This is a genomic window from Streptomyces sp. NPDC092296, from assembly GCF_044755465.1.
Taxonomy (GTDB): Bacteria; Actinomycetota; Actinomycetes; order Streptomycetales; family Streptomycetaceae; genus Peterkaempfera.
Window position 1 is genome coordinate 1,609,200 of the sequence record NZ_JBIVRB010000001.1, and the last position, 14,149, is coordinate 1,623,348.

At 74.4% G+C, this 14,149-nt stretch carries 9 protein-coding genes; 4 read left to right on the top strand and 5 right to left on the bottom strand.

Annotation, left to right across the window (positions count from 1 at the left end):
• Positions 1-175 precede the first annotated feature (175 nt).
• Complete coding sequence (locus ACIQGZ_RS07345; protein ID WP_402599847.1) at positions 176-3,919, top strand: S8 family serine peptidase; 3,744 nt, start codon at positions 176-178, stop codon at positions 3,917-3,919.
• A gap of 67 nt (positions 3,920-3,986) precedes the next feature.
• On the opposite strand, the gene ACIQGZ_RS07350 is transcribed toward ACIQGZ_RS07345, so the two are convergent.
• Positions 3,987-4,109 carry a hypothetical protein gene (locus ACIQGZ_RS07350; protein ID WP_402599848.1) on the bottom strand — a complete coding sequence of 41 codons (123 nt, stop codon included), beginning with the start codon at positions 4,107-4,109 and terminating at the stop codon, positions 3,987-3,989.
• 200 nt (positions 4,110-4,309) lie between these two features.
• Here ACIQGZ_RS07350 and ACIQGZ_RS07355 point away from each other — a divergent pair, with 200 nt between their 5' ends.
• The 3 genes from ACIQGZ_RS07355 (at position 4,310) to cimA (ending at position 8,751) form a co-directional block, all read left to right on the top strand.
• Positions 4,310-5,353 (top strand): 3-isopropylmalate dehydrogenase, encoded by a 1,044-nt coding sequence (locus ACIQGZ_RS07355; protein WP_402599849.1) that lies wholly within the window; start codon positions 4,310-4,312, stop codon positions 5,351-5,353.
• A gap of 289 nt (positions 5,354-5,642) precedes the next feature.
• A complete protein-coding gene (locus ACIQGZ_RS07360; RefSeq protein WP_402599850.1) occupies positions 5,643-6,776 on the top strand; it encodes a branched-chain amino acid aminotransferase in 1,134 nt (377 codons plus the stop codon).
• Positions 6,777-7,131: 355 nt separating this feature from the next.
• Positions 7,132-8,751 carry a citramalate synthase gene (gene cimA, locus ACIQGZ_RS07365; RefSeq protein WP_402599851.1) on the top strand — a complete coding sequence of 540 codons (1,620 nt, stop codon included), beginning with the start codon at positions 7,132-7,134 and terminating at the stop codon, positions 8,749-8,751.
• 128 nt (positions 8,752-8,879) lie between these two features.
• Here the strand turns inward: cimA and ACIQGZ_RS07370 are convergent, their stop codons facing one another.
• The 4 genes from ACIQGZ_RS07370 to ACIQGZ_RS07385 form a co-directional block, all read right to left on the bottom strand.
• Positions 8,880-9,464 (bottom strand): ATP/GTP-binding protein, encoded by a 585-nt coding sequence (locus ACIQGZ_RS07370; protein ID WP_114914476.1) that lies wholly within the window; start codon positions 9,462-9,464, stop codon positions 8,880-8,882.
• Positions 9,445-10,152 (bottom strand): DUF742 domain-containing protein, encoded by a 708-nt coding sequence (locus ACIQGZ_RS07375; RefSeq protein WP_402599852.1) that lies wholly within the window; start codon positions 10,150-10,152, stop codon positions 9,445-9,447. Before ACIQGZ_RS07375 ends, ACIQGZ_RS07370 begins: the two co-directional genes overlap by 20 nt.
• A gap of 149 nt (positions 10,153-10,301) precedes the next feature.
• The gene (locus ACIQGZ_RS07380) at positions 10,302-10,715 is read right to left on the bottom strand and encodes a roadblock/LC7 domain-containing protein (protein ID WP_402600016.1); all 414 of its coding nucleotides are present in this window, start codon (positions 10,713-10,715) and stop codon (positions 10,302-10,304) included.
• Positions 10,716-10,725: 10 nt separating this feature from the next.
• Entirely contained in the window at positions 10,726-14,085 is a 3,360-nt protein-coding gene (locus ACIQGZ_RS07385; RefSeq protein ID WP_402599853.1) for a nitrate- and nitrite sensing domain-containing protein, read from the bottom strand.
• Positions 14,086-14,149 lie beyond the last annotated feature (64 nt).

Consider the following 14,149-nt stretch of genomic DNA (forward strand, 5'->3'; position numbering starts at 1 on the left):
CGGTCCTGCCGGGCCCGGTGGATTGCCGGGATGATCGTAATTTGATCCCTCCGGAAGGGTGATCGCCGCTCGTGCGGTGCGGGCGGCCGCCGACCGGCACCGGAGGCGACCCGGCGACGGCGCACCTCCACCGCCGGTCGCGGATCAGTCCACCCCTCCCGGGGGAGGCCGATCCGTGCGTACGCCCCGACCGCGACCGCTGCACACCGGCGGTGTCCGCCCGGCCGCCGGCCGGGCGGTGGTCAGCAGAGCCGCCGCCGGCGGTGCCGTCCTCGCCCTGCTCGCCGCCTCCGGCCTGTTCACGCACCCGCCGACCGGCCGACCCGTCTCCCGGGCGGCCGCCGCCCCCGACGGCGTCCCGGTCACCGCGCTGCTGGAGTTGGACACCCCCAGCAGCTGGCAGGCGTGGCACAGCGCCGAGGACGGCGCCCGCCGCGCCCGGCGCAGCCCGCCGGAGGTGCACCGCGCCGCCGCGAGCGCGGGCGGGCAGCAGCGGCGTGCGGTCGCCGGAGCCGAGGACCGGTTGGAGCAGGCGCTGCACCGCGCGCTGCCCGACGCCGAGGTGCTCTACCGCACGACGGCCGTGGTCTCCGGTGTCGCCGTGCGGCTCCCCGCCGGGGAGCTGGACCGGCTGCGCGACCTGCCCGGCGTACGGGCCGTCCACCCGATCGCCCACAAGAGCCGCGCCAACGCCCACTCCGTGCCGCTGACCGGCGCCCCGGCCGTCTGGGCGGGCGCGGACGCGGTGCCCGGCGACATCGGCAAGGGCGTCACCATCGGCATCATCGACAGCGGCATCGACTACACGCACGCCGACTTCGGCGGACCGGGCACCGCCGCCGCCTTCAAGGCGGTGGACGGCGCCCGCCCGGCGCCCGCCGGGCTGTTCCCGAACGCCAAGGTGGTCGGCGGCCAGGACCTGGTCGGGGACGACTACAACACCGATCCCGCCGTACGGCCCTACCAGCCGGAGCCGCACCCGGACCCCAACCCGCTGGACTGCACGGCCAACGGCCACGGCACCCATGTCGCGGGCACCGCCGCGGGCTTCGGCGTCACCCGGGACGGCAGGACGTACCCCGGCCCCTACCGGCCGGGGCTGGACCCCGGGTCCTTCCGGGTGGGGCCGGGCGCGGCGCCGGGCGCGACCCTGTACGCGCTGCGGGTCTTCGGCTGCCACGGCTCCTCCGACGAGATCGCCCACGCGCTGGACCTCGCCGCCGACCCCGACCAGAACGGCGACTTCAGCGACCGGCTGGACGTGGTCAACCTCTCGCTGGGCGGCGGCTTCGGCTCTCCCGGCGACGGCGACTCGGTCGCCGCCGACCGGCTGGCCGCCACCGGCACGGTGGTGGTCGCCTCGTCGGGCAACGACGGCGATGTGTACGGGGTCGGCTCCAGCCCGGCCATCGCCTCCCGGGTGATCGCCGTCGCCGCCTCGGTGGACGGGCACACCGACGCGGACGGCTTTCGGGTGCTGCCTGCGGCCCAGGGGCCCGAGGGGCCGGCGGTCGGTGGCGCGGGCCCGGGTGGGGACGGCTCGGCTCCGGGCGGGGGCGCCGCGCCTCCGGGCCCGGGTGCCGTGGCTCCTGGTCCGGGCGGCGGCAGCGCGCCTCCGGCTGCGGGCGAGCCCGGCCCGGTCACCGGCGGCGGCTCCCGGCGGGCCGCCGCACCCCCGGCCGACCCCGCACCCACCACCCCCGCACCCACCACCCCCGCCGCACCGCCGAGCCCGACCCCCGCGCCGAGCCCGACCCCGGCCCCGGCGGCGCACCCGGACCCCGACCCGGCCGGGGTCGTCGTGCCCGGCCACTGGAGCACCAAGTACACCGGCTGGGACACCCAGGACGTCACCGGAACCCTCGCCCTGCCCGCCGCCGCCACCGACGGCGCCGCCCCCGGGAACGCCGACGGCTGCGCACCCTTCGACCCCGCCGACGCCGCCCGGCTGCGCGGCCGGATCGCGGTGCTCGCCTGGACCACCCGCGACGCCGACCGCAGCTGTGGCTCCGCCACCCGCGCCGACCACGCCGCCGACGCGGGCGCGATCGGCGTACTGTTCGCCGCCGACAGCGACCAGGTCGGTGAGATCGAGGGCAACGCCCGCATCCCGGCCGTGATCGTCGCCCCGGTCGAGGGCCGACGGCTGCTCGCCGCCGCCTCCGGCACCGACGCCCCCGTACGGGTGCAGCTCGCCGTGCCCGGCAACACCCTGCGCGGCTCGGTCCCGCAGGACCGGCCGGAGCGCGCCGACACGCTCGCCGCCTTCTCCTCCCGGGGCAACGGCCTGCCGGGCCTGGTCAAACCGGACATCACCGCCCCCGGCGAGACCATCCTCTCCGCAGCGGTCGGCACCGGCAGCGCGGGCGTCCGCAAGGACGGCACCTCGATGTCCGCCCCGCACATCTCCGGGATCGCCGCCCTGGTCCGCGCCGCCCACCCCGACTGGACGTCCGAGCAGGTCAAGGCGGCCCTGATGAACACCGCCACCGCCGACCTCAGCACCGGCGAGAGCGGCGGCGGCCGGGTGTACGGCCCGGAGCGGGTCGGCGCGGGCCGGGTCCGCGCCGACCAGGCCGTCCGCACCCCGGCCGTCGCCTACGCGGCCGGCCGGGACGTGCCGCCCGGCGCGGTCGGCGTCTCCTTCGGGGAGGTGCCGGTCACCGCGCCGCTCTCGCTCACCCGCGAGGTCGAGGTCCGCAACCTCGGCGACCGCCCGCTCACCTACCGCACCGGCTACCGGGCGGCCACCGAGTTGCCCGGCGCCGACTACGCCGTGAGCCCCGCCGAGCTGACCGTGCCGCCCGGCGGCACCGCGACGCTCCGGGTGACCCTGCGGGTGCCGGTGCCCGCAGAGCTGGCCGAGCACCCCGACCCGACCATCGACCTGGAGCAGGCCGGGCACGCCCGCGCCTACCGGCCGGAGGCATCCGGCCGGCTGGTGCTGACACCGGCGGACGGTGCGCTGCCCGAGCTGCGGGTACCGGTCTTCGCCGCACCGCACCCGGCCACCCGGCTGACCGCCGTCCCCGCCCCCCGGCTGCCGTTCGGGTCGGGTGTCCTGCTGCGCATCACCGGGCAGCCCGACGGGCCCGGCGGTGTGAACACCGCGTCCTCGCTGCTCAGCGCCTTCGTCCTGGGCGGCGAGAGCGACCGCTGGCCGGACTGCGCCACCCGCCCGCCCGGGGCCCGCGACTGCGCCCCCTACCCCGGCGACCGGGCCGCCGACCTGCGGGTGGCCGGCGCCGCCAGCGACGCCCCGGCGGTGGCGGACCGGGGCGGCGACCCGCTGGAGGACGGCACCCTCTACCTGGTCGCCACCAGCTGGGCGGCGGCGCCCACCCCGGTGGGCCGGGTCGCGGTACGGGCCTCGCTGGACACCGACGGCGACGGCCGCACCGACGCCGTGGTGGAGGCGACCCGGCTGGCCGGCAGTGACGTCCTGGTCGCCAGGACGCTGGACGCCGCCACCGGCCAGGAGCTGGATGTGCAGCCGCTGGACACCCGCTGGGGCGACCCCGGCACCGGCCTGCTGGACAGCGACACGGTGGTGCTGCCGGTCCGGCTGGCCGCGCTGCCGGGGCTGCGCCAGAGCACCGCCCGCATCCGCTACGCCCTGTGGACCGGACCGGCCGATGTCTCCGGGGTGCCGGACGTCCGGGGCGCGTACGACGCCATCGGGCTGCGGGGCGACCGCCCGGTGCTGCCGCTGGACGTGCTGCGTCCGGCGCTGGACGTCCGGGTGGGCGGCTTCGGCGGGCCCGCCGCCGTCGCGGTGCCCGAGCAGCCCGGCCTGCTGCTGACGGTGCGCCGCGACGACGACCCGTACGGGCTGCCGTTCCCGGAGGGGCTGCTGCTGGTCCACCACCGCAACACCGACGGCCGGCGCGTCCAACTGCTCCGACTGCCGCCGTACTGAACGCCGTACTGAGCGCCGGACGGCCCGGTGCCCCCCCGCCCGGGGCACCGGCCGTCCGCAGCGGGGCTCAGAGCGAGGTGGTGCCGGCCTTGCGGACGATCGTCACCTGGTCGATCCGCACCCCGGCCTCGGTCAGCGCGGTGACCTTCAGCGCCGACCTGCCGCCGGGGGCGGCCGGGGTCACGTCCACCCGGCGAGCCGCGCGGGCACGCCCATACGAGGAATGTCCATGGCCGGACCATCGCAGCGCCCGGTGGCCGGGGCGGTACGGCGGGGTGAACGGCGCCCGGCCCGGCGGCCGCCGGGCGGTGCGGCGGACCGGACGACTCGCACCGTCCACATAGCGGACATGGCATGTCAGTCCCTGGGACGAGGAGTAGGGTTCCGGCCATGTCTCGCAGCATTCGCCTCGCAGTGATCCCCGGTGACGGCATCGGTCAGGAAGTGGTGGCCGAGGGCCTCAAGGTGCTCGGCGCGGTGCTGCCCGCCGGCACCAAGGTCGAGACCACCGAGTATGACCTCGGCGCCCGCCGCTGGCACGCCACCGGTGAGACCCTGCCGGATGCCGTGCTGGAGGAGCTCAAGGGCCACGACGCCATCCTGCTCGGCGCCGTCGGCGACCCCTCCGTGCCGTCCGGCGTGCTGGAGCGGGGGCTGCTGCTCAAGCTGCGGTTCGCCTTCGACCACCACGTCAACCTCCGCCCGGGTAAGCTCTTCCCCGGGGTGCGCTCCCCGCTGGCCGGCGAGCCCGCCATCGACTTCGTGGTGGTCCGCGAGGGCACCGAGGGCCCGTATGTCGGCAACGGCGGCACCCTGCGCACCGGCACCGCGCAGGAGGTGGCCACCGAGGTCAGCCTCAACACCGCCTTCGGCATCGAGCGGGTGGTCCGTGACGCCTACCGCCGCGCCGCCGCCCGCCCCCGCAAGAAGCTGACCCTGGTCCACAAGAACAATGTGCTGGTGCACGCCGGCCACCTGTGGACCCGGATCTTCGAGCGGGTCGGCCAGGAGTTCCCCGAGGTCAGCACCGACTACCTGCATGTGGACGCGGCGACGATCTTCTTCGTCACCCAGCCCGAGCGGTTCGACGTGATCGTCACCGACAACCTCTTCGGTGACATCCTCACCGACCTGGCCGCCGCCGTCACCGGCGGCATCGGCCTCGCCGCCAGCGGCAACATCAACCCCAGCGGCGAGTTCCCATCGATGTTCGAGCCGGTGCACGGCTCCGCGCCGGACATCGCGGGCCAGGGCAAGGCCGACCCCACCGCCACCGTGCTCTCCGTGGCGATGCTGCTGGAGCACCTCGGCCTGCCGGACGAGGCGGCCCGGGTCGAGGCGGCCGTCGCCGCCGACCTCGCCGAGCGCACCCCCGGCCAGGCCCGCTCCACCTCGCAGGTCGGCGACGCGCTCGCCGCCCGAGTAGCCGGCTGACCCGCCGGCCCACCCACCCGCGCCCTTCCCCGTGAAGCGGCCCGGACAGCTTGCCGGAACCGGCGGACAGCAATCCATTTGCTCCCGGCATCCGGCACGCCTCCCGGGCCGCTTCACGGCGTTCCGTGGTAGAACCGCGACGATCCGTCACCAACCGGGCGTCCGGTAGACCGCGGCTGTCCGACCCGGCCTCGGAGGTGCGACCATCGAACTGGGTCCCGACCGCTCCACTGCGCCGAGAGCGGCCCGGCGACCCGCCACGACGAGACGGTGAAGGACTCACGCAGCCATGACCACGGCCCCCCTTGCCCAGGCCCCCCTCACGATCGAACTCAAGCCCTCCGCGCAGCCGCTGGACGCGGCCGAGCGCGCGGCCCGGCTGGCCGACCCCGGCTTCGGCCGGATCTTCACCGACCACATGGTGACCATCCGCTGGACCGAGGGCCGCGGCTGGCACGACGCCCAGCTGGTGCCGTACGGGCCGCTGGAGATCGACCCGGCCAATATGACGCTGCACTACGGGCAGTCGATCTTCGAGGGCCTGAAGGCGTACCGGCAGAGCGGCAGCGGCGCCGAGGCGGGCAGCATCGCCACCTTCCGGCCGACCGCCAACGCCGAGCGGTTCCAGACGTCCGCCCGCCGCCTGGCCATGCCCGAGCTGCCGGTCGAGACCTTCGTCGCCGCCGTGGAGGCACTGGTCAAGCAGGACGCCGACTGGGTGCCCACCCAGGCCGAGCAGAGCCTCTACCTGCGGCCCTTCATGTTCGCCACCGAGGTCGGCCTCGGCGTGCGGCCGGCCCGCGAGTACCTCTTCATGCTGATCGCCTCCCCGGCCGGCGCCTACTTCTCCGGCGGCGTCAAGCCGGTCTCCGTCTGGCTCTCCGAGGAGTACGTGCGCGCCGCACCCGGCGGCACCGGCGCCGCCAAGTGCGCCGGCAACTACGCCGCCTCGCTGGTCGCCCAGGCCCAGGCCGCCGAGCAGGGCTGCGACCAGGTCGTCTGGCTGGACGCCGTGGAGCGCCGCTGGATCGAGGAGATGGGCGGCATGAACCTGTACTTCGTGTACGGGGAGGGCGACGACGCCCGCATCGTCACCCCGGAGCTGTCCGGCTCGCTGCTCCCCGGCATCACCCGCGACTCGCTGCTGCGGCTGGCGGGCGACCTCGGCTACGCCACCGAGGAGGCCCGGATCTCCACCGACGACTGGAAGAACGGCAACGCCGACGGCACCCTCACCGAGGTCTTCGCCTGCGGCACCGCCGCCGTGATCACCCCGGTCGGCTCGGTGAAGTCCACCCGCGCCGACTGGACGGTGGGCACCGGCGAGCCCGGCCCGGTCACCATGCGGCTGCGCAAGGCGCTGCTGGACGTCCAGACCGGCCAGGCGCCCGACACCCACGGGTGGATGCACACCATCGTCTGACCGCCCGCCACGGCGCCCGGCCCCGGGCCGGGCGCCGTACCGCGACCGCATACTGAGATCGGGTGCCGCAACCGGCGGCCGATGTGCGAGACTGCGACCGTGTCCTCGCTCGTCCTGATTATTGGCAGCAGGCGCGCCGGTCCGCAGTGACCGCTCCGTTCGACCCGACACGGAGCGACCACCGTGTCCCAGACCCGCGCGCAGACCTCTCGCACCCGCGAGGGGTCTTTTGTTTTGGACCGGCGGCGTGGCACCTCCCACAAGGAGGCCCCCACACCGGCCGGAGCCCGCGGTGAGGGGGACAGTGGAGCCGGGAACCCGGCAGTTGTACCCACCCGGACAGGAGACCACGGCCATGACCGAGGCCAACAGCAGCGGGCCGAGCCCCTTGGGCGACGCCTTCCACGTCTTCGACACCACGCTGCGCGACGGCGCGCAGCGCGAGGGCATCAACCTCACCGTCGCGGACAAGCTCACCATCGCCCGGCACTTGGACGAGTTCGGCGTCGGCTTCATCGAGGGCGGCTGGCCCGGCGCCAACCCCCGGGACACCGAGTTCTTCGCCCGCGCCCAGCAGGAGCTGGAGCTGAGCAACGCCCAACTGGTCGCCTTCGGCGCCACCCGCCGGGCCGGCGGCAGCGCCGCCGACGACCCCCAGCTGGCCGCCCTGGTGGCGTCCGGTGCCCCGGTGGTCACCTTGGTGGCCAAGTCCCATGACCGCCATGTCGAACTGGCCCTGCGGACCACCCTGGACGAGAACCTGGAGATGATCCGGGACAGCGTCCGCCACCTGCGCGCCCAGGGCCGCCGGGTCTTCATCGACTGCGAGCACTTCTTCGACGGCTACCGGGCCAACCGCGAGTACGCCCTCGCCGTGGTCCGCACCGCCCACGAGGCCGGTACGGACGTGGTGGTGCTCTGCGACACCAACGGCGGCACGCTGCCCGGCCGAGTACACGAGATCGTCGCGGACGTACTGGCGCAGACCGGCGCCCGGATCGGCATCCACGCCCAGGACGACAGCGGCTGCGCCGTCGCCAACACCCTGGCCGCCGTCGAGGCCGGCGCCACCCATGTGCAGTGCACCGCCAACGGCTACGGCGAGCGGGTCGGCAACGCCAACCTCTTCCCGGTGGTCGCCGCGCTGGAGCTCAAGCTCGACCGCCGGGTGCTGCCCGCCGGCCGGCTCGCCGAGATGACCCGCATCTCGCACGCCATCGCCGAGGTGGTCAACCTGGCGCCCTCCACCCATCAGCCGTACGTGGGCGTCTCCGCCTTCGCCCACAAGGCCGGCCTGCACGCCTCCGCCATCAAGGTCGACCCCGACCTCTACCAGCACATCGACCCCGAGCTGGTCGGCAACACCATGCGGATGCTGGTCTCCGACATGGCCGGCCGCGCCTCGGTGGAGCTCAAGGGCAAGGAGCTGGGCTACGACCTCTCCGCCGACCGCGACCTGGTCGGCCGGATCGTCGCCCGGATCAAGGAGCAGGAGAGCGCCGGCTACACCTACGAGGCCGCCGACGCCTCCTTCGAACTGCTGCTGCGCGACGAGGTGAGCGGCCGCCGGGAGCGCTTCTTCACCCTGGAGTCCTGGCGGGCCATCGTGGAGCAGACCCCGGCCGGCGAGGCGGTCAACGAGGCCACCGTGAAGCTGGTGGCCAAGGGCGAGCGGCTGGTCGCCACCGGCGAGGGCAACGGCCCGGTGGACGCGCTGGACCGGGCGCTGCGGATCGCGCTGGAGCGGATCTACCCGCAGCTGGCCAAGCTGGAGCTGGTGGACTACAAGGTCCGCATCCTGGAGGGCCGGCACGGCACCGGTTCGGAGACCCGGGTGCTGGTGGAGACGAGCGACGGCGCCGGCGCGTGGTCCACGGTGGGCGTGGCGTCCAATGTCATCGCCGCCTCCTGGCAGGCGCTGGACGACGCCTACACCTACGGCCTGCTGCGGGCCGGGATGGACCCGCAGGTCTGAACCCGGTTGCCGGGGCCCTGAGCTGACGGGGGCTCCGGGCTGACGGGGGCTCTGGGCTGACGGGCCCGCAAGCACGGGACAGCGGGGGGCCGGCGGCCGGGCGGCCGCCGACCCCCCGCTGTCCCGGCTCAGCGGAGCCGGGCGAGGAGGGCGTGCTCGACGAGGGTGATCAGCGCGGACTTGGCGCTGTCCCGGCGTCGGGCGTCGGTGGTGATGATCGGGGTGTCCGGGCCGAGTTGCAGTGCCTCGCGGACCTCTTCGGGGCTGTGCGGCTGGTGTCCGTCGAAGCCGTTGAGGGCCACGACGAACGGCAGTCCGCTGTTCTCGAAGTAGTCCAGCGCGGGGAAGCAGTCGGCGAGCCGGCGGGTGTCGACCAGGACGACGGCGCCGATGGCGCCGCGTACCAGGTCGTCCCACATGAACCAGAAGCGGTCCTGGCCCGGGGTGCCGAAGAGGTAGAGGATCAGATCCTCGTCGAGGGTGATGCGGCCGAAGTCCATGGCCACCGTGGTGGTGGTCTTGCCCGCGGTGTGGGTGAGGTCGTCGATGCCCGCCGAGGCGGACGTCATGACGGCCTCGGTGCGCAGCGGATTGATCTCGGAGACCGCGCCGACGAGGGTGGTCTTGCCGACACCGAAACCGCCTGCGACGACGATCTTCGCGGACGTGGTGGCGCGAGTCGCGGCAGCCGGGCTAGAGCTTGCGAAGTCCACTGAGGACCCTTTCGAGCAGTGTCACGTCGGGCTGTCCGCCGGATTCGCCCCCGGCGGCGGGCTGGTGGATGGCGACCAGGCCGGCTTCGGCCAGGTCGGCGACGAGGATGCGTGCCACGCCGAGCGGCATGCTCAGCAGCGCGGAGACCTCCGCGACCGACTTGATCTCGGTGCAAAGCTCGCAGATGCGCTGATGCTCGGGCAGCAGGCTGTCGATCCGCTCCGGTGAGGCAGTGGAGGAGACCAGGGCCTCGATCGCCAGCTCGTACCGGGGGCGGGTGCGCCCACCGGTCATCGCGAACGGCCGGATCAGCGGCTCGTCGTTCTGACCGCCCCCGTCGTCCGGGAAGTCTTCGGGGAAGTCCTCGGCATGGCTGGCGGGGACCTGGCCGCCCGGGTAGGGCGCGCCGGGAGCGGGCTGCCCGTAGCCGCCGCCGTACTGGCCGGCGTCTTGCTGCTGCGGGTAGGGCTCACCGTACTGCTGCTGGCCGTAGTCCTGGCCGTAATCATCGGAATCCGGCCAGCGCCTGCCGTCCCCGCGCTGCGGGAACTGCTGCCCGCCTCCGGGGCGGCCGCCTGTGCCGTTCCCCCCAGGGCCGTACCCGGTGCCGGGGGCACCGAAGGCGTCATGGCCCGTTCCGGGATACGGAACGCCGTATTGGCCGCTGCGGTCGTCGGGCGGTGTCACGGTTCCTCCTCACATGGAGCGACGGGGCGATGCGACTGTGCTGAGCCGTGCAGTGTCCGTCCCACTACTACCGGCGGTCGTACAACGGCCGATCCCGGGCCCTCCTCGCGGGGGCCCGGGACTGGCCGGGAAGTGCGTCCGGCCGAGCGTCAGTGAAGCAGGCTTCCCTGAAGCTCGGCGCGCAGGGCCGGTGTGAGCACCGCACCCGCCCGGTCGACCAGCAGGGCCATCTCGTACCCGACCAGGCCGATGTCGGAGTCCGGGGAGGCCAGCACCGCCAGCGACGAGCCGTCGGAGACCGCCATCAGGAACAGGAACCCCCGCTCCATCTCGACCACGGTCTGGTTGACCTCGCCGCCCTCGAAGATCCGGGACGCCCCGGAGGTGAGGGAGGTGAGGCCGGACGCCACCGCGGCGAGCTGGTCGGCCCGGTCGCGGGGGAAGCCGTCGGACATCGCGAGCAGGAGTCCGTCGGCGGAGACCACCACCGTGTGGGACACCCCGGGGGTGTTGTCCACGAAATTGGTGATCAACCAGTTCAGATTCTGTGCCGCCTGGCTCATCTGACTCAACTCAACGCTCCTGGTGGTTCGAGCCGCCGAAGAGATCGGTGCTGCCGTGCTGTTCGTTGCCGTCCTGATCGACGCGGAAGCCACCCGTCACGGACGGGTCACCGCCGGCGCTGCGCCCCTGCTGGACACCGCGGCGCAGGTTGGTGAGCCTGCCCCGGACCTCCTCGGGTGCGCGGGAGATCTGGGGGCCGTCCTGCGGCCCCGCCGGGGCGTTGCCCGTCCCCAGGTTCTGCTTCGGTACCCGGCGGGGCAGGCCGGATGCCGTCGTGCCGCCGGCGCCGGGATCGGCCGACTGCTCGGGGCGCTGCCACGGGCCGCCCGCCGGGGCGCTGGTGGGGCCGCCGGCCACCGGGCTGCCGGCTGACGGGCTGCCGGCCGACGGGCCGCCGGCCGACGGACCGCCGGGGACGCTCGGGGCGCCCGGCGCGTCGGCCGGAGCCGCCGCCTCGCGGGCCCCGGTGAACCAGTTGGGCCGCTCACCGCTCTCCAGGCCGCCGATGGCCCGGTTGCCCAGCCCGCCGGCCGCGGCGCCGCCTCCGCCCGGCAGCGCCTGCCCGGGACGCCGCTGGGGCAGCCCGGCGGAGGTGTGCGCGGCCGGGGTCGGCGCGGGTGGCGGCGGCGGAGTCGGCGGGGTCGCCTGGTACCCGTCGGCAGCGGCCGCGCCGTGGTCGTAGCCGGGCCGCACCGGTCCGCTGAACTGCCCGACGCCGCCGTACGGGGCACCGGCGTACGGGTCGGCCGGGAACTCCTCCGCGTACTCCTGCTGCGGAGCGCCCGGGAAGGGCTCCCGGTAGCCGTCCTGCTGGTAGCCCGGCTGCTGGTGGTCGCCCTGCGGGAAGCCCTGGGGGGCCTGCTCGCCGTCCGGGTACCGGGCGGTGGCGTACTGGTCGCTCCGGTAGGGCTGGTCGCCGTACTGGGGCGCCTCGTACTGCGTCTCTGCGTACTGGTCTTGCTCGTACTGGGCCTGCTCGTACCGGGGCGCCGCGTACTGCTGCCCGCCGAACTCCGGCTCGGCGTAAGGCGGTTCGGCGCCCTTGCCGTCGTACCCCTGCTCCAGGTAGTCCTGCGGGGCCGGGAAGTCGTCGGCCACCGGGGCGACCGGCTCCGCAGCGGGCTGCGGTGCGGCGGCGGCGGGCTCGGGGGCGGTCGGCGGCTGGACCGGTGCCGCCGTGCTCGGGCCGGCCTCCAGCGCCGCCCGGCGGCGCTGCTCCAGGCGGCGGGAGCGGTTCATCGAGTCCAGCGCCGGGCTGAAGCCGCCCGGGGCGCGCGGCCCCTCCGGCCGCTCGAAGCGGCTCTCGTCGAAGCCCAGCTCGGCGGCGCTGCGCAGCCGCTCGAAGGAGTCGTCGTCAGGCGACTGCTCCACGAAGATCCGGGAGACGGTGAACTGCTCCTCCGCCGGCTGCTCGGGCACGCCGCCGGGCTTGATGAGGGCGGCCGGGAGCATCACCAGCGAGGTGGTGCCCGCCGACTCACCGGTCGGCCGCAGCTGCACCCGGATGTCATGCCGGTCCGCGAGCCGGCCGACCACGAACAGGCCCATCCGGCGGGAGATGGTGGCGTCCACCGTCGGCGGGTGGGCCAGCTTCTGGTTGATCTCCGCGAAGTCCTCGACGGTGAGGCCGATGCCCTTGTCGTGGATCTCCACCAGTACCCGCCCGTCCGGCAGCCGGGTCGCGGTGACCTGCACCCGGGTCTGCGGGCTGGAGAAGGTGGTGGCGTTCTCCAGCAGCTCCGCGAGCAGATGGACCAGGTCGGTCACCGCGATGCCGACGACCTCGGCCTCCGGGATGCCGGAGAGCTCGATGCGGTCGTACTGCTCCACCTCGGAGGCGGCGGCGCGCAGCACGTCCACCAGCGGGACGGGCTGGTTCCAGTGCCGGCCGGGGTCCTCGCCCGCCAGGACGAGCAGATTCTCGCCGTTGCGCCGCATCCGGGTCGCCAGGTGGTCCAGCTTGAAGAGGTTCTCCAGCTGCTCCGGGTCGTTCTCGTTGTTCTCCAGGTCGGTGATCAGCGCCAGTTGACGCTGGATCAGGCCCTGGCTGCGGCGGGACAGGTTGGTGAAGATCGCGTTGACGTTGCCCCGCAGCAGCGCCTGTTCGGCGGCCAGCCGGACGGCTTCGCGGTGCACCTCGTCAAAGGCGCGGGCGACCTCGCCGATCTCGTCCCGGCCGTGCAGGGGGATCGGCTGGACCGTGGTGTCGACCCGGTCCGGGTCGGTCTTGGACAGCCGGTCGACCAGGTCCGGGAGGCGGTGGCCCGCGATGTCGAGGGCGGCCGCGCGCAGGGTGCGCATGCCGATGATCATAGAGCGTGCGATGAAGCCGGTCAGCAGGCCGGCGACGGCCAGTGCGGCAAGCACGATCGCGGAGTTGAGGATGGCGTCGTGCTGCGCGCCCACCTTGATCCGGTGCGCGTCGGCCAGCACCAGCTCGTTGAACCGGTTCTCCACGGTGCGGTAGGTCTGCACATGGGCGCCGGTGGCGGCCAGCCAGTTCTCCAGGCTCACCCCCTGCCGCCCGGCGGCGGCCAGCGCCTGCTTGGCGCCGCTCTTGGTGCCGGTGGCGGCCGCGGTCTGGACGGCGCTCAGCGCGATCCGGATCTGCTGGTTGACCGGGGTGTTCGGCTCGCCGCCCTGGCGGACGGCGGTGGCCGCCTCCTGCTTCAGCGCGTTCTGGTACAGCGTCATGTCCGCGTCGGTGGTGCCGGACCGGAACTCGTCCAGCGACACCTCCTCCAGCTTCCCGGAGACCGCGATGGCCTGCACCATGCTGCCGACCTCGGGCGCGGTGAGCGTGCCGCTGCCGAGCAGCAGCTGCGTCATCAGCACCCGCTGGGTCGACGCGGACGCCTTGGCCAGCGTCATGGCGTAGATGGCGCGGCCCCGGCTGGTGACCGAGGAGCTGCCGAAGCCGACCTCGTTCTCGTACGCCATCAGCGGTGCGATCAGCGTGGAGTACGCGTTCTGGGTGGCCGTGGGGAACAGCCGGGGGCTGTAGGCGTTCTCGCGCAGGCTGGGCAGCGAGACCAGCAGGTCCTGGAAGGCGGTGTTGCGCCTGGCCAGCCGGGGGTCGTCGGAGAGCGGCCGGTAGGCCTGCTCATAGGCGTCCACCGCCTTGTCGGTGGCCTCGCGCAGCTCGGTGACCTTGGACTTGCCCTCGTCGGTCAGGATCGGCACGGCGGACAGGTCGCGCTCCTGCTCCAGCGCGTCGGCGAGGCCGGTGGCGGCGGCGGCCAGCCGGGCGGTCTTCTCCGCCCGGTTGGCGCTCTGCCAGCTGTCGATCGAGCCGTTGACCCGCAGACCGCCGAAGACCAGGCCGATGACGACCGGGATCAGCAGGATGGCCACCAGCCGGGTGGGCACCCGCCAGTGGCTGGGGGAGAGGGAGCCGAACAGGCCGGATGTGCGGTGCCCGGCGGCGGCCGGT